The sequence below is a fragment of the Haladaptatus sp. CMAA 1909 genome, assembly GCF_043952005.1.
Classification (GTDB): domain Archaea; phylum Halobacteriota; class Halobacteria; order Halobacteriales; family Haladaptataceae; genus Haladaptatus.
Genome location: NZ_JBIOAV010000003.1, coordinates 142,338 through 168,686, shown reverse-complemented (window position 1 = coordinate 168,686; position 26,349 = coordinate 142,338). Strand labels below are relative to the sequence as shown.

Annotated in this window: 26 protein-coding genes and 2 pseudogenes; 15 read left to right on the top strand and 13 right to left on the bottom strand. The window is 59.5% G+C overall.

Going from position 1 to position 26,349, the window contains the following annotated elements:
- Positions 1 to 450: 450 nt before the first annotated feature.
- Positions 451 to 636, bottom strand: a complete 186-nt coding sequence (locus ACGYLY_RS22805; RefSeq protein WP_231186592.1) for an HVO_2922 family protein — start codon at positions 634 to 636, stop codon at positions 451 to 453.
- Between the two features lie 282 nt (positions 637 to 918).
- On the opposite strand from ACGYLY_RS22805, the gene ACGYLY_RS22800 reads away from it, so the two are divergent.
- The 7 genes from ACGYLY_RS22800 to ACGYLY_RS22770 all read left to right on the top strand — a co-directional run bounded on the left by ACGYLY_RS22800 (position 919) and on the right by ACGYLY_RS22770 (position 7,863).
- Positions 919 to 2,313, top strand: coding sequence for a sodium:calcium antiporter (locus ACGYLY_RS22800; RefSeq protein ID WP_395285072.1), 1,395 nt, complete (start codon positions 919 to 921; stop codon positions 2,311 to 2,313).
- A 126-nt stretch (positions 2,314 to 2,439) separates the two neighbouring features.
- Positions 2,440 to 2,880, top strand: a complete 441-nt coding sequence (locus ACGYLY_RS22795; RefSeq protein ID WP_395285071.1) for a universal stress protein — start codon at positions 2,440 to 2,442, stop codon at positions 2,878 to 2,880.
- A gap of 88 nt (positions 2,881 to 2,968) precedes the next feature.
- Positions 2,969 to 4,423, top strand: a complete 1,455-nt coding sequence (locus tag ACGYLY_RS22790) for an MDR family MFS transporter (protein ID WP_395285070.1) — start codon at positions 2,969 to 2,971, stop codon at positions 4,421 to 4,423.
- A gap of 62 nt (positions 4,424 to 4,485) precedes the next feature.
- A complete protein-coding gene (locus ACGYLY_RS22785; protein ID WP_395285069.1) occupies positions 4,486 to 4,953 on the top strand; it encodes a MaoC family dehydratase in 468 nt (155 codons plus the stop codon).
- Between the two features lie 78 nt (positions 4,954 to 5,031).
- Positions 5,032 to 6,234: a serpin family protein gene (locus ACGYLY_RS22780; RefSeq protein WP_395285068.1), complete on the top strand. Its 1,203-nt coding sequence runs from the start codon at positions 5,032 to 5,034 to the stop codon at positions 6,232 to 6,234.
- A gap of 94 nt (positions 6,235 to 6,328) precedes the next feature.
- Positions 6,329 to 7,582, top strand: a complete 1,254-nt coding sequence (locus ACGYLY_RS22775; protein WP_395285067.1) for an RNA-guided endonuclease InsQ/TnpB family protein — start codon at positions 6,329 to 6,331, stop codon at positions 7,580 to 7,582.
- Entirely contained in the window at positions 7,579 to 7,863 is a 285-nt protein-coding gene (locus tag ACGYLY_RS22770; protein ID WP_395285402.1) for a serpin family protein, read from the top strand. Before ACGYLY_RS22775 ends, ACGYLY_RS22770 begins: the two co-directional genes overlap by 4 nt.
- Positions 7,864 to 7,890: 27 nt before the next feature.
- On the opposite strand, the gene ACGYLY_RS22765 is transcribed toward ACGYLY_RS22770, so the two are convergent.
- Entirely contained in the window at positions 7,891 to 8,373 is a 483-nt protein-coding gene (locus ACGYLY_RS22765; protein ID WP_395285066.1) for a hypothetical protein, read from the bottom strand.
- Between the two features lie 401 nt (positions 8,374 to 8,774).
- On the opposite strand from ACGYLY_RS22765, the gene ACGYLY_RS22760 reads away from it, so the two are divergent.
- A complete protein-coding gene (locus ACGYLY_RS22760) occupies positions 8,775 to 9,221 on the top strand; it encodes a DUF4112 domain-containing protein (RefSeq protein WP_231186600.1) in 447 nt (148 codons plus the stop codon).
- A gap of 162 nt (positions 9,222 to 9,383) precedes the next feature.
- A complete protein-coding gene (locus ACGYLY_RS22755; protein WP_395285065.1) occupies positions 9,384 to 10,277 on the top strand; it encodes a hypothetical protein in 894 nt (297 codons plus the stop codon).
- A gap of 33 nt (positions 10,278 to 10,310) precedes the next feature.
- Here ACGYLY_RS22755 and ACGYLY_RS22750 read toward each other — a convergent pair whose 3' ends face one another.
- Positions 10,311 to 10,895, bottom strand: coding sequence for a cysteine hydrolase family protein (locus ACGYLY_RS22750; protein WP_395285064.1), 585 nt, complete (start codon positions 10,893 to 10,895; stop codon positions 10,311 to 10,313).
- Positions 10,896 to 10,957: 62 nt separating this feature from the next.
- The gene (locus tag ACGYLY_RS22745; RefSeq protein ID WP_395285063.1) at positions 10,958 to 11,854 is read right to left on the bottom strand and encodes an SDR family oxidoreductase; all 897 of its coding nucleotides are present in this window, start codon (positions 11,852 to 11,854) and stop codon (positions 10,958 to 10,960) included.
- Between the two features lie 184 nt (positions 11,855 to 12,038).
- Between ACGYLY_RS22745 and ACGYLY_RS22740 the strand changes: the two genes are divergently transcribed.
- Together ACGYLY_RS22740 and ACGYLY_RS22735 are read left to right on the top strand one after the other, a co-directional pair.
- Positions 12,039 to 12,695, top strand: coding sequence for a CHRD domain-containing protein (locus tag ACGYLY_RS22740; protein ID WP_395285062.1), 657 nt, complete (start codon positions 12,039 to 12,041; stop codon positions 12,693 to 12,695).
- A 121-nt stretch (positions 12,696 to 12,816) separates the two neighbouring features.
- Positions 12,817 to 13,791, top strand: coding sequence for a lysostaphin resistance A-like protein (locus ACGYLY_RS22735; protein ID WP_395285061.1), 975 nt, complete (start codon positions 12,817 to 12,819; stop codon positions 13,789 to 13,791).
- 36 nt (positions 13,792 to 13,827) lie between these two features.
- Here the strand turns inward: ACGYLY_RS22735 and ACGYLY_RS22730 are convergent, their stop codons facing one another.
- The 3 genes from ACGYLY_RS22730 to ACGYLY_RS22720 form a co-directional block, all read right to left on the bottom strand.
- Positions 13,828 to 14,190 (bottom strand): hypothetical protein, encoded by a 363-nt coding sequence (locus tag ACGYLY_RS22730; protein WP_395285060.1) that lies wholly within the window; start codon positions 14,188 to 14,190, stop codon positions 13,828 to 13,830.
- 204 nt (positions 14,191 to 14,394) lie between these two features.
- Positions 14,395 to 15,993, bottom strand: coding sequence for a class I adenylate-forming enzyme family protein (locus ACGYLY_RS22725; RefSeq protein ID WP_395285059.1), 1,599 nt, complete (start codon positions 15,991 to 15,993; stop codon positions 14,395 to 14,397).
- Between the two features lie 175 nt (positions 15,994 to 16,168).
- Entirely contained in the window at positions 16,169 to 16,948 is a 780-nt protein-coding gene (locus ACGYLY_RS22720) for an SDR family NAD(P)-dependent oxidoreductase (protein WP_395285058.1), read from the bottom strand.
- 142 nt (positions 16,949 to 17,090) lie between these two features.
- Between ACGYLY_RS22720 and ACGYLY_RS22715 the strand changes: the two genes are divergently transcribed.
- Together ACGYLY_RS22715 and ACGYLY_RS22710 are read left to right on the top strand one after the other, a co-directional pair.
- Positions 17,091 to 17,255 carry a hypothetical protein gene (locus ACGYLY_RS22715; RefSeq protein ID WP_395285057.1) on the top strand — a complete coding sequence of 55 codons (165 nt, stop codon included), beginning with the start codon at positions 17,091 to 17,093 and terminating at the stop codon, positions 17,253 to 17,255.
- Between the two features lie 922 nt (positions 17,256 to 18,177).
- Complete coding sequence (locus ACGYLY_RS22710; RefSeq protein WP_395285056.1) at positions 18,178 to 19,482, top strand: orc1/cdc6 family replication initiation protein; 1,305 nt, start codon at positions 18,178 to 18,180, stop codon at positions 19,480 to 19,482.
- Positions 19,483 to 19,551: 69 nt separating this feature from the next.
- Here ACGYLY_RS22710 and dpsA read toward each other — a convergent pair whose 3' ends face one another.
- Positions 19,552 to 20,097, bottom strand: coding sequence for a DNA starvation/stationary phase protection protein DpsA (gene dpsA / locus ACGYLY_RS22705; RefSeq protein WP_395285055.1), 546 nt, complete (start codon positions 20,095 to 20,097; stop codon positions 19,552 to 19,554).
- Between the two features lie 227 nt (positions 20,098 to 20,324).
- Here dpsA and ACGYLY_RS22700 point away from each other — a divergent pair.
- Both ACGYLY_RS22700 and ACGYLY_RS22695 read left to right on the top strand, forming a co-directional pair.
- A pseudogene (locus tag ACGYLY_RS22700) lies at positions 20,325 to 21,485 on the top strand (RNA-guided endonuclease InsQ/TnpB family protein); the annotation flags it as partial.
- A 156-nt stretch (positions 21,486 to 21,641) separates the two neighbouring features.
- Positions 21,642 to 22,052, top strand: a complete 411-nt coding sequence (locus ACGYLY_RS22695; RefSeq protein ID WP_395285054.1) for a hypothetical protein — start codon at positions 21,642 to 21,644, stop codon at positions 22,050 to 22,052.
- A gap of 58 nt (positions 22,053 to 22,110) precedes the next feature.
- Here the strand turns inward: ACGYLY_RS22695 and ACGYLY_RS22690 are convergent, their stop codons facing one another.
- From ACGYLY_RS22690 to ACGYLY_RS22670, 5 genes and pseudogenes are all read right to left on the bottom strand, one after another.
- Entirely contained in the window at positions 22,111 to 23,391 is a 1,281-nt protein-coding gene (locus tag ACGYLY_RS22690; RefSeq protein ID WP_395285053.1) for an MFS transporter, read from the bottom strand.
- 219 nt (positions 23,392 to 23,610) lie between these two features.
- Positions 23,611 to 23,970, bottom strand: a complete 360-nt coding sequence (locus tag ACGYLY_RS22685) for a group 1 truncated hemoglobin (protein WP_395285052.1) — start codon at positions 23,968 to 23,970, stop codon at positions 23,611 to 23,613.
- 76 nt (positions 23,971 to 24,046) lie between these two features.
- Positions 24,047 to 25,261, bottom strand: a pseudogene (locus ACGYLY_RS22680) (RNA-guided endonuclease InsQ/TnpB family protein).
- 3 nt (positions 25,262 to 25,264) lie between these two features.
- Complete coding sequence (locus ACGYLY_RS22675; protein ID WP_231186616.1) at positions 25,265 to 25,411, bottom strand: DUF2080 family transposase-associated protein; 147 nt, start codon at positions 25,409 to 25,411, stop codon at positions 25,265 to 25,267.
- 260 nt (positions 25,412 to 25,671) lie between these two features.
- Positions 25,672 to 26,310, bottom strand: coding sequence for a helix-turn-helix domain-containing protein (locus tag ACGYLY_RS22670; protein ID WP_395285051.1), 639 nt, complete (start codon positions 26,308 to 26,310; stop codon positions 25,672 to 25,674).
- Between the last annotated feature and the right edge of the window lie 39 nt (positions 26,311 to 26,349).

Sequence of the window (26,349 nt, the reverse complement as noted above, 5' to 3'; positions counted from 1 at the left end):
AGCCAGCGTGCGCGTGGTATAAATAATTACGCCTTCCACACACACAACGTGTAGAGTGTATATCCGTAGAATTCAAAGGCAAATAGACGTAAGTCGCCAGTATAACATCCCTATCACCTCTACCCGATAAAGAGTGAAAGACGCAAGGAAACAGAATGAAGGAAACTGACGGAGGAAACAGAAGGAAACAGACGAAAGGAAACAGAAGGAAACGGACAAAAGGGAATAGACGGAGGAGAATAAATCGGTCAAGCACCTTCTCGCCGGACCTCTTTCGCACTCCTCCGTACATGACGGCGATGGTTAGCGGATACGAGGTGTTGTGAACTTGAACGGTTGGACACCCCTCGTCCAGAGTGTAACGACGGTTCGATGTGACGGTTTTGAGTGGACATCACATACGAACAATGTGTACGACACCAACCGTTTCTGTCTCGCCGCTCTCCCTCGTTACTTTTCGACGATACGTGCGTTGGATGCATTGTTCTTGACGCTCTCGATGCCTCGCTTTGCTCCTTGCTTCGACGAATAGCCCTCGCCGCTGTCCGCGATGATGTTACGGTTCGCGACGACGAGCCGCCAGCGCCATTCTCCGGCGTTATCCTCGTACAGTTCGAATTGGGGTTCGCTCGGCATGTCTCGCCTTACGTCCGACCGGTAATTAAAAAGGGCCGTCTCATCCGCCATCCGTGAATGGTGACCACATCAAAAATATGACTACAAACGGGAGCGTACGCTGACAATACCTCTCGCTATCGCTATACCTGCCGATATGGGCCATGATAGATGCTCTATCCGCCAAATTGACTCTTTGGCTCTTTTCACCCCTACAATCGACACACAGGGTTTCTCTCCCGTGAAAACAGCACTATCTGGTTTATCTTGTGTTTTTTGACATAGGACCGAATTACAGATATCATGAAGAAACGACCACTACTTGCGATCAGTGCGGTTGTCGCTCTCACACTTCCATGGCTCGTCGTGGGGGGATTCGATCCGCTATCCGATCCGCCGGCCCTTCTCATCGTTGGGATGACCGGTCTCGCCATCGTCGGCGCTTCGTTCATGCTCGCGTGGGGTGCCGAAACTGCCGAGAAAGACGTTCCCCGCGGCTTCGCGATAGCGATTTTGGCGATTCTGGCCGTCGCACCGGAGTACGCCGTCGACGCCTACTATGCGTGGAACGCGGGCGCGAACGGAGCGACGGCGCAGGTCTGCCAGCAACTGTCGGCAAAAGCCATCGCCAGCGGGGACCCGGGGACGCTCGCGCGGGCCTGTCACGACGCCAACCTCGCCGTCGCGAACATGACCGGTGCGAACCGAATTCTCATCGGGCTCGGTTGGTCCGGAATCGCTCTCTACACGATATACAGAGCGAAGCAGTCGAGAAATTCGTCCGTCGTTCATCGTTCGGGCTTCCTCGCCGACGCCGTCAAAATCGATCGGAACATCGCCCTCGAAATCACGTTCCTGCTCGTCGCGACGGTGTATGCGTTCTTTATTCCGCTCGGAAACGGCATCGGTATCGCGGACACGCTCTTCCTCGTCGGCCTGTACGTCCTCTACGTCGGCGTCATCATCCGCGGCGACGTCGAAGAGGAGACCGCCCATGGCGGCGTTCCCGGCTATCTTCAGTCGTTCTCGAAGGGGTCGCGTGTCGCTATCGTCCTTGGTCTCTTCGCTTACTCCGGCTACATGATTTTCGAGGCCGTCCACCCGTTCGCCCACAGTTTGGAGACGCTCGGGACGTCGTTCGGTATCCCCGAGTTCTTCATGATTCAGTGGATCGCCCCGTTGGCCTCCGAGTCGCCCGAACTGATCGTCGTCCTCTATCTGGTGAACAAGGCACGTTCGACGGCGGGATTCAACGCGCTCATCTCCTCGAAGCTCAACCAGTGGACGCTCCTCATCGGCACCCTCGCCGTCGTCTACAGCATCGCTTCGGGAAGCATCGGAACGCTCTCGTTCGACCAGAAACAGGCCGCGGAAATCTGGATCACCGCTGCACAGAGTTTCTTCGCGCTCGGCGTCCTCGTGAACTTCGAAATCGACGTTCGCGAAGCGCTCACGCTCCTCGTCCTGTTCGTCTCGCAGGTCGTCTCGGAGTTCATCGTGCTTCAAACCGTTTCGGAACCGGCCGCTGCTTCGATCAGTCTGACGCTGCTGTACGCCTACACTGCCGTCTACGTCCTCCTCGGTGTGTGGCTGTTCGTCCGCCGCCGCGAAAACGTCCGATTCCTCGTTCGACGGACCGCGTCCTCGGTCCGCGGGGCGGTCGGTAAAAACAGGGACGAGTCGGAACACACGTATTAACGGCCGATACTCCGCGAATCGACCGATCGGCGAGACCGCGGAAAACCGCCGATCCCCCATTTTGTCCGTTCGATACCCGTGAAGCAAGCAGTACCACTATCTCGATTGCCGACGTTTGACCACTCGATGTACGACTCGATCCTCGTTCCGACGGATGGTAGCGGCGGTGAACAGCAGTTCGTCGAGGAAGCGATTTCGCTCGCCGAACTCACGGGTGCGACGGTCCACGTCCTTCACGTCGTGGATTCCGGACTCGCGGAGTCGCTCTCCGAATCGACACAGTCCATGGTTCACGACGATCTGAAGACGTCCGGGGAAACGGCCGTCTCCTCGATAGAAGGGTCGGCCGAGCGTGCCGGCCTCGAAACGAACACGGCGATCGTGAGCGGCAACCCCGCCGACGAGATAGTGAACTACGCCGAGGAGAACGACATCGACGCCATCGTGATGGGAACGCACGCGAACACGGGCGTCAGTCATCTCGTACTCGGGAGCGTCACCGAGCGCGTCATCCGGTTGACGACGGTTCCAGTGTTGGCGGTCAACCTGACGGAACACCACGGCTGAGGGATCTCGAATCCACAGGACGCGAACGTTCGCTCCCGTCGTCTTTCCTGTGGGTCGGCTATTTCCCCGCCGCTGTCGAAGAACCGCTATGACAGATCGACGGCTCGCGACGCTGGGCGTTCTGCTCGGGATCTTCCTCGCAGCCATCGACGGGACCATCGTGAGTACGGCGATGCCGACCGTCGTACAGTCGCTCGGGGGACTGCAACTGTACGCGTGGGCCTTCGCGGCCTACATGCTGTTCGCGGCGGTTTCGATGCCGCTGTACGGACGACTCGCCGACATCTACGGCCGAAAGCGGTTATTCTTCGTCGGCGCCGCCATCTTCGTCGCCGGGAGTGCCCTGTGCGGGGCGGCAGGGAGCATGCTCCAATTAGTCGCGTTCCGCTCGCTCCAAGGTATCGGCGCGGGCGCGATGTTCGCCATCCCGTACACCATCCTCGGCGTGGTGTACCCGCCCGAGGAGCGCGGGCGGGCCATCGGTCTCGGAAGCACCGTGTGGGGGATTTCGAGCGTCGTCGGTCCACTCCTCGGTTTCGTCATCGTCGAAACGGTCGGCTGGCGCGGCGTGTTCTACCTCAGCGTCCCGGTCGGCCTACTGGCCGTCCTCCTCGTGGCCGTCTCGCTAGACGAATCAACCGGGAGCGCCGACCGGGACATCGACTTCCTCGGCGCGGCCGTTCTCTCGGTGGCCGTCGGGACGCTCCTCGTCGGCCTCCAGTTGCTCGAAACGACGAGTTCGCTGGCACTGCCGCTGATAGCCGTCGGAATCGTGAGCCTTGGCCTGTTCTACGCCGTCGAACGGCGCGCGACCCAACCCATCGTTCCGCTGTCGATGTTCGACGACGCGGTGTTCATCACGACGAACGTGACCGGGTTTCTCACGAGTTTCGTGCTGTTCGCGGCGATTACGTACATCCCGCTCTACCTCCAAAGCGTTCGTGGCGGTGCCGGAAGTGCCGCGCTGGCGGTCTTTCCCATCTCCATCGGTTGGTCCGGCATGAGCTTTCTCTCCGGGAGACTGGTAAACCGCGTCGGCGAACAGCGACTCGCCACGGTTGGGACCGTTCTTCTCGTCCTCTGTTTCGGCGCGGCAACCGTCCTCTGGACTGCCGGAACGTCGCTCCCGGTCATCGTCGTCAACGTGTTCGTGATGGGCGTCGGCATGGGGATGGTGACACCGCCGCTGCTGACGGCGATTCAAAACCACTTCGGGACGGCACAGATGGGCGTCGTCACCTCCTCACAGCAGTTCTTCCGCAACCTTGGCGGGACGATGGGCGTCGCGCTCCTTGGGTTCGCCCTGAACCTCGTCATCCGGGACCGACTGACGACGATTTCTGGCGTTTCGAACCTCGGTCAACTCCAACAGCGTCTCCTCGGTTCGGCCACGCCGCCCGCCGGATTGGCGACGATTCTGACAGACGGGTTGACGACCGTCTTCGCGCTCTCCGTCGTCGTGTCCCTCCTCGCGGTCGGATTCGCCTACTACATCCCACGTGGCCGCGGCGAGTCGTCTTCCTCGCCGACGACGGGCGATTGAGTATCAGCACGTCGATTTCCCCAGCCCTCGGCTATTTGTCCCGCCTCCGCCAACCATCGTGCATGAGTAACCGGGATTTCGAGGACTTGGTCGTCGGCGACAGGGAATCGTTCGGCAGTTACACCGTCACCGAGGAGGAGATCCTCTCCTTTGCGGAACAGTACGACCCACAGGAATTTCACGTCGATTTGGACGCCGCCGCCGAGTCGATGTTCGGCGAACTCGTCGCCAGCGGATGGCACAGCACCGCCATCTCGATGCGAATTCTCGTGGACAACTTCTTCGAAAACAGCGGCAGTCTGGGCTCGCCCGGCGTCGAATCCGTGACGTGGCCCGCCCCGGTCAAGCCAGGCGAAACCCTCTCGCTCACGCTCGAAGTCACCGACAAACGACCGCTCGAAAGCGACCCGACTCGGGGCCTCGTTTCCTTCTCCCTCGAAATGGAAAACGAGGACGGCGAAACGAAACTCACGATGGAACCGAAGGTGTTCTTCGCGCGCCGAAACGGTGAACGAGCGGACGACTCGTAATCCACTCCGTCACGTGATATCTCAAACGGTTTTTTGAGTCTTGGGTACATATTTGTTCGTCGACGGGTAACTGAGGATATGGCACCCACCCGCCGCCGCGTTCTCGCCCTCTCCAGCGCGCTCGCCGCCGGAACGCTCCTTTCGGGCTGTCTTTCGTCCTCCGCCTCCCCGGCATCCGATGGTTCGGAAAATGACCCCGAAACGCTGACCGGAACCGAGAAGTCGAACTCCGTTTCGACCGACGAGACGGCCATCGAAACGCTCGCTCGCGGAAACGCCGAGTTCGGCCTGACGCTCCTCTCCTCGCTCGCCGAGGAGAATCCGAAAGAAAACCAGTTCCTCTCCCCGTTCAGCGCTTCCGTGGCGCTGGCGATGACGTACGCCGGTGCGCGCGGCGAGACGCGGGACGGAATGGCGAACGCCCTCCGTTTCCCCTTCGACGGTGAGCCGCTCCACGCCGCGTTCGGCGAAACGGCCGAGCGACTCGAAACCACCGCCGAACGGGCGGACACCGAGAAAAAGCAGGGGACCCCGTTCCAGTTGACCACCGCGAACGCGATTTGGGGGCAGAAGGACTACCCGTGGCGCGAGGATTTCCTCACGACGCTTCGGACGTACTACGACGCCAGTCTGCACGTCTGTGACTTCGAGGAGCATGCCGACGACGCCACCGAAACCATCAACGCATGGGTCGCCGACCGAACGGACGGGAAGATTCCCGACCTGCTGCCGAAAACTGCCCTCGACGCGCGGACGCGACTCGTCCTCACCAACGCCATCTACTTCTGGGCGACGTGGGATAGCACGTTCCCCGAAGTGAACACGAAGCGGCGACCGTTCACCGCCCTCGACGGCACGAAATCGAAGATGCCGATCATGTCCCAATCGGATTCGTTTCCCTACGCCGCCGTCGATGGACATCAACTGATAGCACTCCCGTACGTCGGCGACGAAGTCGAGATGGTCGTCCTCCTTCCGAGAGAAGGGACGTTCGAGGAGTTCGCAGCTTCGCTTTCCGCCGACCGATTGGCGACCTTGGTGGGTGAGATGGAACGAACCGACGGGTCGATTTCGCTGCCGAAGTTCTCCCTCGAATCGTCGCTCGACCTCGGCGCGACGCTTTCGGATCTCGGAATGTCACGCGCGTTCTCCCCGAGTGCCGACTTCAGCGGAATGGCCGACATCGGGGAGACGGGCGAGAACCTCTCCATCGACAGCGTCCTTCAGCATAGTGCGAGGTGGAGCCTCCGGCCTCAAGGAGCGAACGAAGTGAGCGAGTAGGCCGGAGAGGAAACCGACACAGGATTACACAACCGCAGTACGGGCGCTACCCGACTTCTTTATATTTAAGTACCGTTGGGTTATAATCTGAACCATGGAGGTGCGTCGAACTGCAGCGGTTAAACTCACTGTTCCTGAAGAGCGGCGCGACGACCTCCACGAATCCGCCTGCCAGTTCCTTCACTGTGCAAACCGTGCGAGCGAGTTCTGCTGGGACGAAGCCAGTTACAAAAACTGCATCACTGCCAACACAACGGCACGAAACGCACTCTACAAGGAGTTGCGGGCAGAAACAGACCTCACCGCGAATCTCGTTCAAGAAGCCATCCGACGCGCCGTGCAAGCGACGAAAGGATGCGTTGAGCGGTGGAAACAAGGCAAACGAGTGAGCCAACCGAAGTTCACATCGTGGAGCATGGTCTACGACAAGCGCAGTGCGACCTTCTACCGCGACCGTGTTTCCCTCTCGACCGTCAACGGACGTGTCGAGTGCGACTTTGAACTGCCGGCGAGTAGTCCCACGCCCTACGAACGATACGTCCTCTCGGAAGACCACGAGTTCCGAGCGAGTACACTTCAATACGACAAGGCGACCGACGAGTTCTACTTCCACATCACCACTCGAAAGTACGACAGTGATGGTAAAGACGACCCGGAGGTTTCGACAGACACCGAGCACCAAACAGTCCTCGGGATCGACCTCGGCGTTAACAGCCTCGCGGTCGCTTCAACCGGTACGTTCTGGCAGGGCGATGACTACGACCACTGGTGCCGTGAGTTCGAAAAACGACGTGGTGAGATGCAACAGCGCGGCAGCCAAGCCGCGCACAACGCGCTTCTACGCCTCGGAAAACACGAAGAAGCATGGCGAAAGCAGTACATCCACACAGTCGCCAACGAAATCATCACGGAAGCCGTCGAGAACGACTGTGACGTAATCGTGTTTGAAGAGTTGACCGATATCCGCGAACGGCTTCCACACGCGAAGTGGCACCACATCTGGGCGTTCCGGCGTCTGTTCGAGTACGTCGAGTACAAGGCTCCAGAACGCGGCGTCACGGCGAAGCAGGTTGTACCGAACCACACGTCTCAACGCTGTTCTCGAACGGACTGTGGGTTCACCCACGAGTGCAACCGCGACGGCGAACACTTCCACTGCCAGAAGTGCGGCTATGAAGTGAATGCGGACTACAACGCGGCGAAAAACATTGGGCTACGGTATGCTCGAAAGCGACACCACAGACTACGGTCCTCGCCCACGTCGGGGAGCGTAGACGCACCAGTAGACGTGCGTGTGAATGGTGGGATGGTGAACGGCAAGAGTCACCGGCCAATTGCTGGTGACTGATTGCCGGGAGTCCACATCAAAGCCCCACCCTCAGGGAGCGAGCGGGGTATCCCGCAAGCGAGCAGGGTGGGGTAGTTTACAAGAGCGTCATCGACGTGGACGAGAACGGAACGGAGGCGGCGGCCGCGACGGCCGTCGAGGTGGGCGTCACGTCGGCACCGATGAACCCGTTCGAAATGGCCGTGAATCGACCGTTTCTGTTCCTAATTCGCCACGAACCGACGGATACCGTCCTCTTTCTCGGCCGCGTGGTCGATGCGGCCGCTGGTCGCTCCGAGTGAGCATGCCCCAATTCTCACTGACATCCCTCACGTGACCCGTCTCCGTCGCACCCTCGTCACGAGTTGCTTTGCCGACTCGCTGACCGGTTCGCGCTTCTGCGGTTTCGTCCACGTGTATCGGATACGTCCATCTTCGAGGCGTCGCTCGTCCGTTTGTCGCCATCCCCGCCGTTCGAGTATCCGTTCGACGGTCACGTAGGGAAAGTACTTCTCGATGTACTCCGCATCGGCCTCGTAGATGTTCGGCACGTACAGTCTGGAGACCAATCCTTCCTTCTTCAGCCCCCACTTGAGGTGGTAGTACCAGTAGTTCAGATACGACGGTAAATCGAGCTTCGGCAGTTTCCCGCGGCGTAACGTCCCCTCCTGATTTCGCTCCGGTCCGTTCCACGATAGCGACGTGACGGCGTCGTACTCGTCCCCGCGACCCGGCGAATCGGTGAACGTCTCCAGCCACTGGTGGTCCCCGCGCTCCGTTCTCGCGGTTTCCACCACGATCCTCCGTGACATGTACGACCGTACGCCGTGCAAAACCATGATGGTTGTGTACATATACCATCATCCATCGGCACGGACTCGTCGGAATCAGGAAAACCGATGCGCCCGAAGACGCATCGGTATCGGAAGTCAGAGGCATTGTGACGATAGCACGGAGAGCGGCTATCCGCTCGTTTTTTTGACGGTCACACGCCGTTATCGTTCGGTACGCCGTGACACTATCGTCACGTGTGAAAGGCTCGGCGAATCATGCAAATGCTTTGTGGCGGAATTTTCGTCGGAAGGCGCGTTCCAGTTCGGCGGTACGTATCAGCACGAACGCCTCTCGAGAGCCGTGTGAGCGCCGTTCGAAGCCGAACGCTCGTCCTCGATACTGCCGTCGGCTTTATTGCGTTTCGGGATCAGATGAACCCATGAACGACCATTCGGACTTGAAAGAGGAGTTCGATTTCGAGGGCGAGTTACCGCCGACGCTGGACCGTGCGGCGATAGACCGAATGCGGACCGTCGCGCGCGTCTTCGACGACTTCATGCGCATTCCGGGGACCGATTTCCGCATCGGTCTCGACCCCATTCTCGGCGCGCTTCCGGGCGTCGGCGACGTCATCAGCGCCGGTCTGTCGCTGTACCTCGTCCTCGAAGCGGCGCGCTTGGGCGTCTCGTTCACCACCCTCCTCCGGATGATAGCGAACGTGAGCATCGACGTGGTCGGCGGCTCGCTTCCCATCGTCGGCGGTATCATCGACGCAGTGTGGAAGGCCAACGTGCGAAACATCGAACTGGTGCTGGAGGACCTCGCTCACGACCCGCTCGACGACGACTTCGACGACCCTGAGGTCGTGGAAATCGAAATCGAATAGCTCACCCTCGAACCGAAAGCCGGGATACCGTTCCAGTCCGACTGCTAGTCCGTGGGCGTCCCCGTCCACTATTTCATTCCGAACTGATAGTTTCGGTTTCCCGATCGGAGCCGAAAGTTTCTCTACGCGGAACTGCCATGCTCTGTTCGACTGCCCACCTCCATGTTCGAGACGACCATCGGTGTCCTCCACGAATCGCCGTTCGCACTCGTTCCGCTCGCCGCCATCGTCTGGTTCGTCGTGCAGAGCGCGCGCCGGAGCAAAATTCCCTCCCGTCTCGCACGGTACGCCCTCGTTTTCGGTGCCATTCCGCCGTTCGGCCTCTTCCTCCTCGCGGAACTCGCCGGGAGTCGGACGGTTCGTGACCTCGCGCGTGCGCTCCTCGACGGCGAAATCGGACTGCTCGTCGATATTCTCGGCGTCATCGACGCCGTGACCGCCGCGGTTCTCGTGGCGGTCCTCCGGTTCGTCGACGGTCTCGTCCCGGCCGACATCCTCGGCGGGTTCACGTCCGTGTTTCCGTCGTGGGACCCGTTCGCGGCCGTTTCCGTCCTCGGGTTTCTCGCGACGGTGTTCGCCCTCCAGTTCGTCACGGGCATCGCCGTGATGCGGATTACGGGCCGGGAAGACGCGTCCGATACGAACGAATGGCTGACCGCCGCCGGGGTGGTCCTGTTCGTCTCCGGATTGGTGTGGACGCTCCTGCAATTCGACCCGAAGGGGTTCGGGCGTCTCGAACTCCAAACCGCGGTGCTGGCGTCCTCGACGGGTCTGCTGACCGGCGTAGTCGCGTCGAACATCTCCATCGACCTTCCTGTAAGTCTTCCAACGTGGCGGTCGGAAGCGGAAGCAGAACGGGCCGAAACGGTGCCCGAACCCGAACCCGAAACCGAATCGCGGCCGCGGACCACGACGCGCGACGTGTCGCGTTCGGATTCTCGGACACCCGATGCTGCGGGTTCGAAAAGCTCAACGACCGCGGAAACGAGGACCCAGGACCCTCTTCCGTCACTTCAGCGGCTACAAGAGACGGTTCGATCCCTCCGCCGACGATAGTTCACCGCATCGATTACTGGTTCGCCGGGTCGATCACTGCACCGTTCCCTCGTCGCTCACCGCGTCGGCCGACGCGGCTTTTTTCCACTCTTCGATGAGTTCGTCCGCCGTCGTTATCTCCGCGTTGTACACGTCTTTCAGGTATTCGAGCCCTTCCGCGTGCGCCTCCTCGCTGAACGCCTCGACGCAATCCTCCGGGACGAGGATGTCGTAACCGCGGAAGAACGCCCCGGCCGACGCGTGGCGAACGCACATGTTCGTGTGCAGGCCGGTCAGGATCACTCGGTCCACGCCCAGACTTCTGAGATGTTCGTCCAGCCCCGTCCCGTAGAACGCGTCGTAGGTGCGCTTTTCGAACACGTGGTCTTCCTCCTCGGGTTCGAGTTCGGGAATCACCGCCGCGCCCTCGGTCCCCCGCATGGCGTGTTCGCCCCACACGTCCAACTCGAAGTCCTCCGGCCGATGGGCGTCGTTCGCGTAGATGACCGGAACGCCGTTCTCGCGCGCCGCGGTCACGAGTCGGTCGAGCGGCGAAAGGACGTTCTCCGCCCGCTTGGCAGCTATCTTCCCGGTTACGAAGTCGTTCAGCATGTCGATGACTAGCAGTGCGTCAGTCATGGTCTCCCCCGGATGGTGGTTGGAAGCGAGCGGACAAAACGGTTCCAGTCGATATCGCTCGACTACCGAATCGGGTACTCCGGCGAAATCCCGACCAACCCGGCGCTCACGTCCCACAACCGCTTTCGGACGTTCCTGTCACGCGACTCCTCGGAGGATTCCGCGATCCTTCCGTCGCTGAGATATTCACCGGTCACGTCGGCCATCTCGGGTGATGCCGCGGCCATGATAACCGTCTCCGCACCCTCCTCGACGCTCTTGGTGAACGGCAGAGGAAGAATCGAAAACAGACCTAGGGTGAGTCGTCCGCGAAGCGAGGCTTCGCGGGTGAACGCCGTCTCTGGAACGAAACCGGGGTTGACGGCGTTCGCGGTCACGCCGGTTCCGCGGAGCCGCTCGGCTATTTCGCGTGTGAACAGGACGTTCGCCAATTTCGACTGGGCGTACGCCTCCATGTCGTCGTACTCGTTCTCGCGACCCAAATCGCCGAAGTCGATGGTGCCGCGTTCGTGCAGTTCGGAGGTGACGGTGACGATTCGAGCGGGCGCGCTTTCGACGAGCAAATCGATCAACAGATGGGTGAGCAGGAACGGCGCGAGGTGGTTGACGGCGAACGTGGCTTCGACGCCGTCCTCGGTTTCCGTCCGCCGGTTGCGGAACGTCCCCGCGTTGTTGACCAGCACGTCGAGTCTGCCGTGTCGATTCCTGAACTCCGCTGCGAGGTTGCGGACGCCTTCCTGCAAACCGAGGTCCGCCACGTACAGTTCCGCCCACCCGTCGCCGTTTCTCCTATCGATTTCGCGCGTCACATCCCGTCCACGTTCGCGGTTCCGACCGACGATTGCGACGGAGGCACCGCGGTCCGCGAGCGCGAGCGCCGTTTCCCGACCGATTCCGCTCGTGCCGCCGGTTATCAGGACGACGTTTCCGTCGAGATTCCGATCCAAGGTTGAAGGCATGTGATGTCCCTTCGGAATCCGGGACCGAATGCGTATCGACGCATCGAAGAATGGATACGTAATCGTCCGTCCCTGTCGTGAATAGAACAGTGTTCATATCATTCTATATATTCACTATATCATGTCCAAATATGTGGCAACAATATCTTAGTAATTCCGAACCGATTACTGAATCGGTCCCACAATGCCAGACACCGATAAGCGAGAAACGCTCAAACTCCTGAGTCTCGGAACCGTCGCTCTCAGTGGCATCAGCGCCGGTGTCGTCACCGGAAACGACGAAACCGATTCGAACTCGGCCTCCGAAGAGCCACCATCGACCGAACTCTACAGTACGGGTTTGCTGACCGGGGAGAAGCAAGTCCCCCCGGTTGACAGCAACGGACGAGGTGTCGCTGTCTTCCGTCGGACGACCGACGAGAAACTCGAATACGGCCTCCTCGCCTTCGGACTCGACGCACCGGTAACCAAGGCGCACATCCATACGGGAGAATCGGGCGAAAGCGGTCCACACATCGTCAATCTCGTCGACGGCGACGCCACGGAAGAACAGCACCTGTTCGGCGGTAGTGTGGTCGCTACTGGAACGATTTCCGACGACGATTTGGTCGGACCGTACGAAGGGTCCTCGCTCGACGACCTCACGACGGAGATTGCCGGCGGAAAGACCTACGTCAACGTCCACTCGAAAGCGTATCCGGACGGCGAGATTCGCGACCAAATCTCCCCCGTCGAAGCGGTCGATGTCGGCTTCGAAACGAGCATCGGCGCCAATGGCGGCGAAGGAGCGAGTACGATGCCGTCGCTCGACGTGAATCTCTCCGAAACTGAGTGCCGATAACGCCGCCGAGGTCACGATACGGAAATTCCGTATTCTCCTCCTTTTCATCAAAGTTTGACGATGTGAATCGAAACTCTCGACGGCTCAAGAATTAACAGCCACCTCGTCGTAGTCTCCCGCAGTGCTCGCTTCGATAAAGAACGTCTTCTGGAACGCGGCGGACCGACGCCTTCGCCTCCCGTGGCGGTTCGTCGTCGCCGCAATCGTGTTCGGAATCGTCTCGCTCGCGGCGGCGTTTTCGCTTCGTCCGGTGTTGGTGTCCGTCTTCGTCGGGTTCCAGTTCGCGTCGTTCGGGCGTCTCGGCACCCTGCTGTTTCAAACGTCGCTCGAACTCGTCGTCGTCGTCCTGTTCACGTACCTCGTCGGGCGGTTCATCGACCGGCGACGGTTCGCCGACTTCGGCCTTCACCTGTCGCGGTCCTGGTGGCTCGACTTCGGTTTCGGCCTCGCTCTCGGCGCGGCGCTCATGACCGCGATATTCGTGGTCGAACTCGCGCTGGGGTGGATTCGCATCACAGGCACCTTCCGGACGGTTTCGGGCCTGTCGTTCGTCGTCGTCTTCTGCACGTCCGTCCTCCTCTTCGTCTTCGTCGGCATCAGCGAGGAACTGCTGGTGCGCGGCTATCTCCTCACGAACCTCGCCGAGGGGTTCCGCTGGTTCCGGTGGCTGTCCGGCGACGCGGCGGTTGCGGTTGCGACGCTTTGCTCTTCGATCCTCTTCGGCGTCGGACACGTGTTCAACCCGAACGCGACGCTCACGAGTACGTTCGTCATCGTCCTCGCCGGAATCATGCTCGCTTCCGGCTATCTGTTGACCGGCGAACTCGGTCTCTCCATCGGATTGCACATCTCGTGGAACCTGTTTCAGACGAGCGTCTACGGCTTTTCGGTCAGCGGGCTTCGCCTGCCCGTGACCGTCGTCGCGACCGAACAGGTCGGCCCGCGCGTGTTCACTGGCGGACCGTTCGGCCCCGAGGCGGGTCTCGTCGGCGTCGGCGCTATCGCCGTCGGAACGGCCGCCATCGCGTGGTGGGTCCGCTCACGCGAAACGCGACTCTCGCTGTGTTCGTCCGTCTGGACGCCGGAACTCCGCTAACTACTACTGAAGGTCGACATTTCTCGGGGTGGTGACTCAGACGCCGGGAATTCCGAGCGCCCCCGAGGCGACGATATCGAACAGCGCGAACAGATAGAGGACGATTGCGGCCGCGAACCACGCCACCAGTCCGATGACGATGGCCGTCCCCCACCCGCCGGGATATCGCCAGTTGATGACGCCGATCCACGCGACGAGCGCCAACAGCGCCCCGAGAATCGGAATCCATCCGACGAAGAAACTGATGATGCCCCACACGACGGCTCCGATGAGCGCCGTGATCATTGCGTGGCCGTAGCTTCCCGCGTACTCCGTCGTCACCCTCGCGCCGACGTAGATACCGAAACCGCCGATGAGCAGGCTGACGATGAAGACGATTAGCGTGTCTATGAACGCCATGTCATCGTCCCCCTCTCGTACGTTCTCGTTCGCTTTCGACTCGTTCCGCCTTCATGTCGTATCGGCTCACTGTTGTTCCCCCGAGGGCCATAACGCTCTCAGACATGGTGTGTCTGTCGGTTGTTCAGTCCGTTCGCTCGACATGCCGAGAAAAATCTGGACCGCCCCTATCCGGCCCCTAAATCCGTCTCTGTCGCTCTTAGCCTATCCCTGACCGACAAGTCGCTCCTCGTCCTCCCAGAACTCCTTTCGCAGTTGGTACTTCTGTACCTTCCCGGTCGCCGTCTCGGGAAGGTCCTCCTGCACCAGAATCTTGCGCGGAATCTTGTATCCGGCCATTCGTTCGCGGCAGAACGCCTCCACGTCGTCTTCGGAAAGTTCGACGCTCGGTTTCGGGACGACGACGGCCGTCACCAACTCCCCCCACTCGTCGCTCGGCGTGGGGATGACGGCCGCTTTGGCGATGTCGTCGTGATCGTAGAGGACGTCCTCGACTTCGATGGAGGAGACGTTCTCCCCGCCCGAGATGATGATATCCTTCTTCCTGTCCTGGATCGAAATCATCCCGTCCTCGTCGATGGTGGCGAGGTCGCCGGTGTGGAAGTAGCCCGAAATGCGGTCGTTGAACGCTTTTTCGGTCGCGTCCGGCTTGTTGAGGTAGCGGTCCATCACCTGATTGCCGCGGACGACGACTTCGCCCATCGTCTCGCCGTCTGCGGGAACGTCGGTGCCGTCGTCGTGGACGACGCGGAGGTCGGTACAGAGCGTCTCGCTGCCCTGTTTGACCTTGAGCGAGCGCCCGCGCGTGGCGAGGCGGCGCGGCGAGTTCGACGTGGTGATGATGGGTGCGGTCTCGGTCAGGCCGTAGATGTGGATGATGCGCCAGCCGATTTCGTCCTCGACGGTTTCGATGGTCGCCGTCGCGGGGGCGCTCCCGGCGGTGGCGATGCGTACTTCCCTGTCGCCGGTCGTCTCCACGTCCGGGTTGTTCTCCTTGTAGGCGATGACCCGGTTGAGGACCGTCGGCGCGCCGCACATGAACGACACGTCGTTGTCCCGAATCTTTTCGAGCGTTCGTTCCGGCGTGAACTTCCGTAGACAGACGTGCGTGCCGCCGGTGCCCGTGATGGCGTAGGTGTGGCCCCACCCGTTGCAATGGAACATCGGGAGCGTCCAAAGGTACGTGTCGTCGTCCCGAATCTCCATGTGCTGGTTGAGGACGAGCGCGTGCCAGTGTTCCGTTCGGTGGGTTCGGACGACGCCTTTCGGGTCGCCGGTCGTCCCGGACGTGTAGTTGATGCTGGCGTCGTCGTCCTCCGAGATGTCGGCGCGTTCCGGCGGGTCGACCGACGCCTCGTCCACGAGCGACATGTAGTCCTCCCAGTCGCCGTCGATTTCGTCGGCCTCGTAGCCGATGAACGTTTCCGCCGGAATCGAGTCGCGGACGGCCTCCACCTTCCCCGCGAAGTCGTAATCCGCGATGACGACCGACGCCGCACAGTCGTTCAGGATGTACTCGTAGTTCTCCGGAACGAGGCGGTAGTTCATCGGGACGTACACCGCGCCCAGATGGTTGGTCGCGTACAGCGCTTCGAGGAAGTAGTGGGTGTTCGATGCGAGCATCGCCACGCGGTCGCCCCGTTCGACGCCGTGTTCGGCGAGTACGTTCGCGAGGCTACTGACCCGCTCGTCGAACTCCGCGTAGGTGTACTCCGTGCCGTCGTCCGCGATGACGCCGACCACGTCGTCGTAGAGGTCCACGGCGCGGTCGAGGAAATCCATCGTCGTCATTTCCTTCTTCATGAACTGTCATCCACATCATTCCCCGAAGACGGGGTAAAGATTTCGACTCTTGCTAGCAGCCACCACGCGAGGGAAAACACGGTTTTCAAGTCCGAACGAACCGTCGCCCGACATTTTTCAGCACTTTTGACCGGGATCCAACGGCAGCGCTATCTGACGGAATACAACGACGATACTATCGGACGGTGTAGCCACCGTCCAGCACCACCGTCTCCCCAGTCATGTACGCCGACGCGTCGCTCGCGAGATACACCGCCGTCGGCCCGAGCATCTCGGGCGTGGCCATCTCGTCCTGTAGCATCTCTCCCGTCCAGGTTTCGACGGCGTCCTCCGCGACTTCTGCGCCTTGGTCCGCGTTGTCGGTGGCGACGTACCCCGGAGCCAGATTGTTCACTCGGATCCCGTGCTCCGCCCACTCCGACGCGAGTTGCGTCTTGAATCCCTCTAACCCCGCCTTCGACGCGTTGTACGCCACTTGCCGCTGGGGGTAGTTCGCGATGGACGCCGACATGGAGGAGACGTTGAGGATGACGCCGCCGTCGTCGTCCATCATCTCCCGCCCGGCGGCGCGCGAACAGAGGAACGTTCCGGTCAGATTCGTCTCGATGACGTCGTTCCATTCGGTGAGCGTCATCGACTCGATGGCTTCGTGGACGACGATTCCGGCGTTGTTCACGAGTACGTCCACGCCGCCGAACCGCTCGACGGTCGCCTCGACCATCGCGGTCACCGCACCCTCGTCGGTAATATCACACTCCACTCCGAGCGCTTCGGCACCGGTTTTCGTTTCGATTTCCCCCGCCGCAGTCTCGGCCTGCGCTTGGTCACGACTCGCAACTACGACGTTCGCACCCGCTTCTGCGAGGGCCGTCGCGATAGCACGACCGATACCGCGGTTCCCGCCAGTTACGATCGCCACTCGCTCGTCCAGTTTGAATGCGTCGAGTACCGTCACGATACTATCTCCGGGAGGAGGTTACAAAACCGTTTTTCCGGTTTCACGCCCGCCTTCGCGCTGACCCGACCTGCATCACGAACCGACTCGCACCGGCCGGGAATCGAATCCTTTTTGTTTTAGGCCTCCCTAAAAATCTCCGATGGCTGTCAACTCACGGCCCGTTGACGAAGCGACCCACGCTCATACCCCGACGACGCCGGACATCAACCTCTGTGAAACGCGCCCCGAACGGTTCGTCTTCCTCGAAGATGGCAACACGGACGGGTGGATTTCGACTGACGTGGTCGTCTCGTCACACCGCTAACTTCGAACCCGGGCCGTTTTCTTCCGCTTTTCCCTCTCGTAAACGTGGTTTCTATCGGACTTGATGAACGGTGACACCTTTCGAATTGCGCGAGTACCATTCATCACGTCTCGACTGCATCGTCTGGGATGGTGATTCATCCCGTTGGCGGTTGAGACGCGTACAGAACTCCGCCGGCCGGGGGGTGACCACCCCACGTTTCCGACGTTAATCGGGTGAGACCGCCGGTGATACTTCGGCCACCCCCCGTGTTTCCGACGTTCTGTCGGGCACGGCTTCGATATCTCGTCGGGGAGAGTAGGGGAAGCACACACACCCCACGTTTCCGACGTTCTATGAGATTCTACGGGAGCGGCTTTGTCGGACCGACCAGTGAGAGGCAAAACGGGTGGACGGAATTCCGGCATTCCGACGAAACGGAGACTAGAGGGGTGAAACAGCGATTGGAGGGATGGAACAGCGACTAGAGAGCTCTATGGCGTCTTTGCTGGTCGTAGATGGTCGCCAAAAGTCCCTAGAAGAAACGTCGGAAACACGGGGGGTGTGGGTGTTCTCCCTCTAGCGTCCCTACTAGAGGATAACGTCGGAAACGCGGGGGGAGGGGGTAGAAAATACTTTCTTCGATGAATTTCTAAGAACATCGGAAAAGAGGGGGCCAACTCGATTCAAACGTCGGAACGAAGGATGGTTCGATGTGAGTGAGAACCTGCCGAAATACATCGGAAGAACGCTTGAAGTCGGTAAAAACATCGGAATCAAGGGGTGGACAGAGGAACGAACGTCGGAAACACAGTCGTAACCCGATCGACTACGAGATCCGTCACTAAGTGGCTACAGTATCGGCTATCGTTGGAATTAACATCGGAAACAAGGTCGTGTAACGACCTAAGGATTTATGTAAGTCGTTACAGTTAGTTGGTGTATGAATTTACCCCGCGTGAACGAGCCTCGCCGATCCCGACTTCGAACGGACGGGGGTGATGACGGGTTCGATGTCGCTCGCGAGATCTTCGAGCAAGAGGATAACATCTTCGCGAACGAGAGTTTGCTCGAAATCGATCACGTTCCGAGCGCCGACCGTATCGTCGGTCGAGATGACGAAATTCGAATGCTGGCAGAGGAGCTTCGAAGTGCCGTCAACGGACACTCCCCCGAAAACGTGATCATCTACGGAAAAACCGGAACCGGGAAATCACTCGTCTCCCGCCACGTCACATCACGTGCAAAGGAGTTAGCGAAGGACGGCGTCAGCATCGGTACGGCATACGTCGATTGTTCGACGCATAGTACGGAGACTCAGGCCGTATCGACGCTTGCACGCCATTATAACGAACCGAATGTGACGCAACTTCGCGTTCCTGAAACCGGTCTCTCCACTGCGGCCTACTATGAACGCCTTTGGACCGTCTTGGATCTCCAATACGACGTCGTCATCATCATTCTCGATGAAGCGGATTTGATGATCGACGATAGCATTTTGATGAAACTCTCTCGGGCCGGCGAATCCGGCAGTACATCCTGTCGTATCGGAGTCATCGCGATCAGCAACAAGATCGAATGGGCGGACGATCTGAACGAACGGGTGAAGTCGAGCCTTCAGCCGAAGGAGATGGCGTTTCAACCGTACGATGCCACCCAGTTGGAACGGATAATGGAAAATCGGACGGACGCGTTCCAATCCGGCGTGTTGACGAGCGACGTCATCCCCCTCTGTGCGGCCTTTGCAGCACAGGACTTCGGTGATGCGAGGAAAGCGATCGACATCCTTCGTCACTCCGGAAACTTGGCGTACAAGCAGGATGCAGAGCAGGTGACCGAAACCCACGTCCGCGAAGCGCGTACCGAAGCGGAAAAGGACCGCTTCAAGGAACTCATCGAGGGGGTTCCACAACAGGCAAAAGCGGTGTTGTTGGCGCTTTCGATTCTCACCAACAACTCGGCACAGGAGGAGTTCGCCACGCAACTCGTCTATCGCCAGTATTCGAACATCTGCAAGACTATCGAATTGGACACGCTCTCCGAGCGGCGATTTCGTGATATCCTGAAAGAACAGGCGTTTCTCGGTCTCATCGATATCCAAAAGGAAAATCGAGGTCGTTCGGGCGGTATCAATCTGCTCAATCGGCTCGTCGAGGACTCCCAAATCGTGTACGAGATTCTCATCGACGATAACAGATTCACGGAACTGGATGACAATCTCGACCAGCGCCGCGTCCAAGACTGGTGAACGGCCTCGAAATCAGTCACCGAGATACTCGACTTGTTTTACTTGTGGGTTTAAAATCGTAAAATCCGCTCAGTGCGTCGCGGATTCGAGGACGAGGGTGTCGTCTTCGAGGTAGTGGTCGATGGTGTGTGCGTGTTCTTCGATGTCTTCGAGTTGTTCCCGAAGCATCTCCTCGGTTGCGTAGTCACCGAGTCCGTTCGCGAGTTCGATGTGTTCGCGGTAGCTCTCGATGATGTCGCCGTACATGCCCAAGTCGTGCCGGAACGAGGTCCGAATGTCGTAGACGTCCTCGTCCTCGGGTTCAACCGTCGAAGCCGCCGAGAGCGCCGTCATGCTCGCGTGGGGAACGCCGCCGAGCGCTTGAACGCGCTCCGCGATTTCGTCCGCTGCCTCCTCGACTTCCTCGTAGGCTTCCTGCAGGAAGAGGTGGATCTGGAGGTGTTCCGCACCTTCGACGTTCCAGTGGTGTTTGTGTAACTGGTGGTAGAGAACGTATGCGTCCGCGAGGTCCGTATTCAACGCGTCGATCACCTGTTCTGCCTTGTCGACGTCGAGGCGAAGCGGGTTCTCCTCGACCGTACCGGCTTCCTGCCGAACTTCCTCCTGAATGCTCATTGCAACTAATACTGCGTGCGCCAGACACATATACCTTTCTAAAGTCAAAAGTTTTTTTCTGGATGACCTAAGATTTTTTGGATAGCCTAAACTTATTCGAACGTCTGTGGGTTGCTATCTCTCCGTTTTGGACACCTCATATATGTTGAATTCGGTCGGTTGATATGAATACGAGCGCATACCTGCGTCTTTAGGTGGAGGTCAAGCGATAAGCACAATCGGCCAACCGCCGACAACACTTCTTCGACGGCGACAGCGTCTGGGACGCCGACGACTGCTACGGTCGCTACAACAACGTCCTCGGAGCCGCGACGACTCGAACCGTCATTCGCAAGAACGACCAAGCATGGCGGTCGTTTTTCGATGAGGATAACCCCGATGCGAATCTGCCGGGGTATCGCGGCAACGAAGAGGACGGGCGGATGCTCATGATTCACATCCGCAACGATTCCTACACGCTGGAGTTCAGCGATCGGTCGCGTCTCGAAATCCCTGTCGGCGAAGACCTGAAAGACAAGTACGGCCTTGGATATCAAGAGCGCCTTCGCCTCGAAGTTGCGGGCGAACCACGGTGGGAGGGGAAGCAGTGCCAGTTGGAGATCAAGTATGACGAAGTATCGGATCAATACAGGGCATTTCAGCCGGTCGAGGTGGCGGATTCTCATTCTCGACTTGGAACACTATTAGCGGACGAAACCGCTGCTCTGGACATTGGTGCGAACAACCTCGTCGCTTGCAGTACAACGACTGGAAAGCAGTACCTCTACCACGGACGCGACCAATTCAAGCGATTTCGAGAGACGACACTCGAAATCGCTCGACTACAGTCAAAACTCACCGAGAAACGCTACTCATCAAAGCGGATTCGGTCGCTGTATCGCGGTCGGACGAACAGGCGTGACCATCTGCAGAACGCACTCATCCGAGACCTTGTCGAGCGATTGTACGACGAGGGAGTCTCGACGATCTGGGTAGGCAAGCTCACGGGAGTACTTTCGACTCACTGGTCGGTGCGAGCGAACGCAAAGACGCACAACTTCTGGGCGTTTCGTGCGTTCATCGAGCGCCTCAAATGTACCGCCGAGGAGTACGGAATCCGAGTCGAAGAAGCGTCGGAAGCGTGGACCTCTCAGACATGTCCGGCGTGTAGATCAACTGATCGGACGATCCGAGAGGGAGATTCGCTCACCTGCCCATGTGGATTCGACGGTCACGCCGACCTCGCCGCGTCAGAGACGTTCCTGAGACAGCAAGACGAAGAACACGAACCAAGGCCGATGGCACGGCCCGTGCGATTCGAGTGGAACGACCACGAGTGGTCGGGGACGCCATACCCTCACGACAGTTCCAAAGAAGTGCGCACACACCAGAGTACGCTCCCGGTATAGCGGAAAGTCGCTTACGTGGTGAATCGGCATGAGCCGAGACCCCCAACGTGAGGATTCCTACGCCTAAAGGCACAGGGGGATGTCAAGGACGTCTATCTCGACGCCGCCGAGTCCATTACCGACCGCGACGAGTTCTGTCTCGTCCTGCTCGAAAGCATGGTCGAGGAGCTGACCGACCGGCTTTCCGAGGACGAACAGGGTCGCGTGCTGTCGGCGGCGGCGGACGGATTGCCGCCGACCGTCGACAACGGGGCGACGATGGAGACCGTGTTCGAATATCTCGTTTCGGTGTCAATCGTCTCCGACTACAGACTTACCGCCGTGGACATCGCGACATCCTCACGCGACTGGCTCGTCCGACTCACCGAGTACGCGTTGAACGGGGACGACCGGTATCTCCCGACGCTTCCGCTCGCCATCGAACTCCGCCGCGTTCACTCCGGTTCGGTGTCGATAGAGTGGGCGCGCTCGGTCGATGCCAACGATTGGGAGTTGCGGCTATCGATACGAACTCCGTCGGAGTCCGATTCCGCTGGACTCCTTCGGACGGCGGTGCGGGACACCTGACCCAAGAAGACGGTCGAACCGACCGAACAACGGTCGAACCGACCGACTGAAACCGCCCTCAGTCGTCGCTGGGGACGGAGATGGGGCGCTGGCTGCCTTCGTTACCGAGCAACGTGAGCGAAGCGAGAACTCCCGTCAGAACCACCAACAGCACACAACCCAGATACTCCGTGGTGTAGCTGAACCGAACCGCGAAGGGGAGCGCCACGAGCGGGCCGACCGTCGAACCGAAGTCGCCGAAGACGTTGTACACGCCGCCGAGTTTTCCCACGTCGTCCTCGGGGCTGATGTCGCCGAGATACGCGAGGAGGGGGATGTTCACGGCCTCGACGCCGATGCCGATGACGGCCACGCCGACGAACGTTCCGAGGAGGGACGGAACGAGTGCGAGCAGACCGAACCCGACGGCGAGAAAGCCGAGCGACGGAATCGAGACGAACGCGCGGTTGGAAACGCGGTCGGACGCCGGTCCGGCTACCAGCGTGGTTCCGCTGGAAAACAGCACGCTGACGGCCATCACGACGCCGCTGATTCCCGTCGCGTCGAGAAAGCCGATGCGGATGCCGACGACGGCAGCGTACTCGACGACCGTCGAGAGGAGGACCCCTGCGAAGAGGAATCGGACGACGAAGTTCACCACGCCCACGGAGAGGACGCGAACGTCGGCGGCCACGATACCCGGAATCTCGCGGAGTCCGGTGTCGTTCTCGACGGTCGGGTTCAAATCCGGAAGGACGAAAAACGCCACGAGCGCGGCGAACAACCCGGCAACTCCTGCCACGAGGAACGCCGGAGTGAACCCGTACAGGTTCGCGACGAGTCCGCCGACGACCAACCCCGCGGGGAAACCGAGGCTCTGGCCGCCGCGAAGGTACCCCGTCCATTTTCCGCGGTTCTCCCGCGTCGTCACCTTCGTCACCGTGCTGAACGCGCCGACGAAGACGAACGCGGACCCGATGCCCCACAGCACGCGCGACCCGGCGAACGTCGTGGCGCTCGCGGCGGTCGCCGTCAGCGGGAGGACTCCGGTGACTCCGTTCGTCCACGAGTCCGTCAGTCCGAGGACGTAGCCGAACGGTGCGAGCCCCTGGAGCGTGAAGCCGACGAGCATGGGTCGCCGGGTTCCGAACCGGTCGAGAATCGTCCCGGCGGGGGTGTTCAACAGCATTCGGGTGAAGCGATTGATTGCGAGGATGATACCGACGGTCAGCGCCGAAAAACCGAGGAGGCTACCGAGGCGCGGGAGCGTCGGAAAGGCGACACCGCCGCCGACGCCGCCGAAGAAGACGCCCGCGATGAGGCTGAGCACGACCGTTCGGGTGTCGTGGTCGTTGCTCACTCCGTACCCACCGTCGTTCCGATTTCCGTCGTGTTCGAACAGCGCGAAAACGAATCTCCGTTCATGGCTAGAGACAATCCGTTCGGAGGGATAAACGGACGGTTTACGGCAGTTTCGGTGACGGTATTTGTCGGTCTTCCCGTCTCCCCACTGTCGTCCGTCGTCATTCCATCGCCCTCCCGTCGGTTTTCCGACCAAGCTACCGGCGTGATGCGACGACTATCGGTCGAGAATCGGCTCTTTGAGCGCGACGACTTCGTCCATGACCTTCTCGATGTTCTCCTCACTCACGTCGTTCGACCGGAGCGCGGTTTCGAGGTGCGCGCCGACCGCTTCGAAGTCGGTTTCGTCGATGTCGAGGTGAGCGTGTGCTTCGCGCATGTCCGCACCCGAGTACTCCACCGGCCCGCCCGCGACCGAACTGATGAACTGGATTTGATGAGCGCGCAGTTCGTCCATGTCCATTCCGTCAAAGTACGGAATCAATCGCTCGTCGGATAACACTCGGTCGTAGAAATCCGCGACGACGACTTCGACCGCGCTTCGGCCACCGATTTCGCGATAGACTGATTGTGACATCGTCACCGCTAGCGTGGGTGCGGATTCCGAAGACGCCTTTCACTACCATACACGGGCTTATATGAACTACCCCACCCTACGCACTTTGTGCGTTGCAGAGGGGGCTTCCTGTTTCGATGACGCGCTTTGCAGACACGACGGTGTCCGTAGGGAGCGCAGTCTCCACAGGCATTGAATCGGAGTGAACCACTCCTACCTTCTTCAGACCGCGGGCAAGGATATTCCATGCCGCATTCGCGTCTCTATCCGCTTCAAATTCACACGATGGGCACGAATGTTCACGCACCCACAGCGGTTTGGCTATCTTCATACCGCACGACGCACATTCTTTCGTTGTGTTTCGTGGGTCTACAGCAACGTAGTGCGTTCCTTCGCGTTCACACTTGTAGTTGAGCATCCGCAGAAACGTACCTCATGCGGCGGCCGCTCGATTGCGCGAGTTCGAATCGAACTGCATCATTCCGGCGATGTTCAGGTCTTCGACGGCTACAAGATCATACTCTCGGGCGTAATAGTTTGACAACTTGTGCAAGAAATCTCGACGTTTCCGACGGATATTGACGTGACACTTTGCCACCTGCCGTCGTTGTTTCTCGTAGTTGTTTGATCCGTGTTGCTTCCGAGAGAGCTTCCGTTGTTCACGTTCCAATCGCTCACGTTCGTCCCGAAGGTCAAGCGATTCGACAGCGTGACCATCGGTGTCGTGGGCGTACTTGACTATGCCGACATCAATACCAACACACTTCTCGGGAATGTCCGGTTTCTCGGGCGTTTCTTCACCAATATCAACCGCGAACGTGGCAAACCAATTGCCGGTCGGTTCTTGCTTGACTGTGATCTGTTTGATGGTTGCGTTCTCGGGAATATCTCGGTGGAGATGAATCGGTATCTCACCGAGTTTGCTCAACCATAATGTTGGCCGACCGCTCGTATTCTTGAGCTTGAAGCCGGTTTGATTGTATGTGAGCGAACGATAGTCCCGAGGTCGCTTCCACTTGACCATCCCGACAGCGCGTCCGTTCTCTTTCTGCGCTTTCAGCGTCGAAAGGTTGTCGTAGACGCGTTTGACGACCATCTGTAACACCTTCGAGTGAACGTCCCGGAGGTCATCCCACCACGATTTGAGGCCGGGGAGTTGCCCCTGTAGCTTGTATCGGGCAGGAATGTCGTTGGATCCGTTGAGTTTGAACAAGCAATGGTTGTACAGTTGCCTACAAATATCGACATGACGCAAAAGCTCTTGGCAGATGCCGTTCGGTGGTTCGAGTCGATATTTGTAATTGTACTGCATGGACTATTCGTCGGAATCGGGGTGAGAGACACGAACGACTTTCACGTCGGCTCCACGCCAACGTGTAGGAATGATGACGTGGGCGCTGTTTCCGGACGGTTTGGCGGTACCGTCCAGGACTTCATGTTCCTCAATTTCAAACCGATCTATTATTATTGTATAGACTATAGATAAATATTAAGATACCGGTAGGTCTGTAGAACTGCTGAAGTACAGTGTAAGATAGACGATAACAGCGTCGACGAGACTCGAGGGACTCGTTTGCGTACAGAGCGTCACTCTTGTGAATTCTGTACCCCTTCCCTACTCGTTCGCGTTGCTCTTTGAAAAGGGGACTTAGTTCCTTTATTCAGTTAACAGAATGCGCATTCGAACCGAGTTGGTTGGGAACACGGCACGTCCCCCCCATCCTAAGTCGACAGCAACTGGTCGAGAAGTTTCGTCTGAGCGACCGAGAGGTGTTCCAGGAACGTCGGTGCGGCGATCCCGATTTCGGACGCGACCTCCTCGGCGGTCGCCCCCTTCGGCGATTCGAAGTATCCCATCTCGTGGGCCGTTTCGAGCGCTTCGTACTGTCGGTCGGTAAACGCCGCGCGGTCCACCGACAGCAACGACGGTTCGGTGGTATCCCCAGACTGTGTCAGGCGGTTCACCGAGACGCTCCCACAACACGAACGCAGGTCGGCGACGACTCCGCGAAGCGTTTCGCGGTCCGGAGCGATGAACGACACGAGGAGGCGTCCTGACTCCGCCCGGAGGGTGCGCACGGGACACCCGTGATTCGGCAGGCGCTGACACGGACACTTGTCGTCGTGGCTGTACCGATACACGGATTTCGTGTCGTCGGCGAACACCTCCGTCGCTCCGTCCGGTTCGGTACCGAGGCTATCTGCATCGTCCACAGTTAGTTCACCCACGACTTCGGTCGCGGTCCGGGTGGCGTGTCGGTCCACGGTCAAGGACTCGATTTCCGCCCCCTCGCTGATGGCTGCGGCGGGACACCCGTCCGCGTCGCTCACCGCGAGTTGGACGTAAATTCCGGAGACCATATGTAGACGAATCCACCGCGAACCTAAAAGCGAATCAGT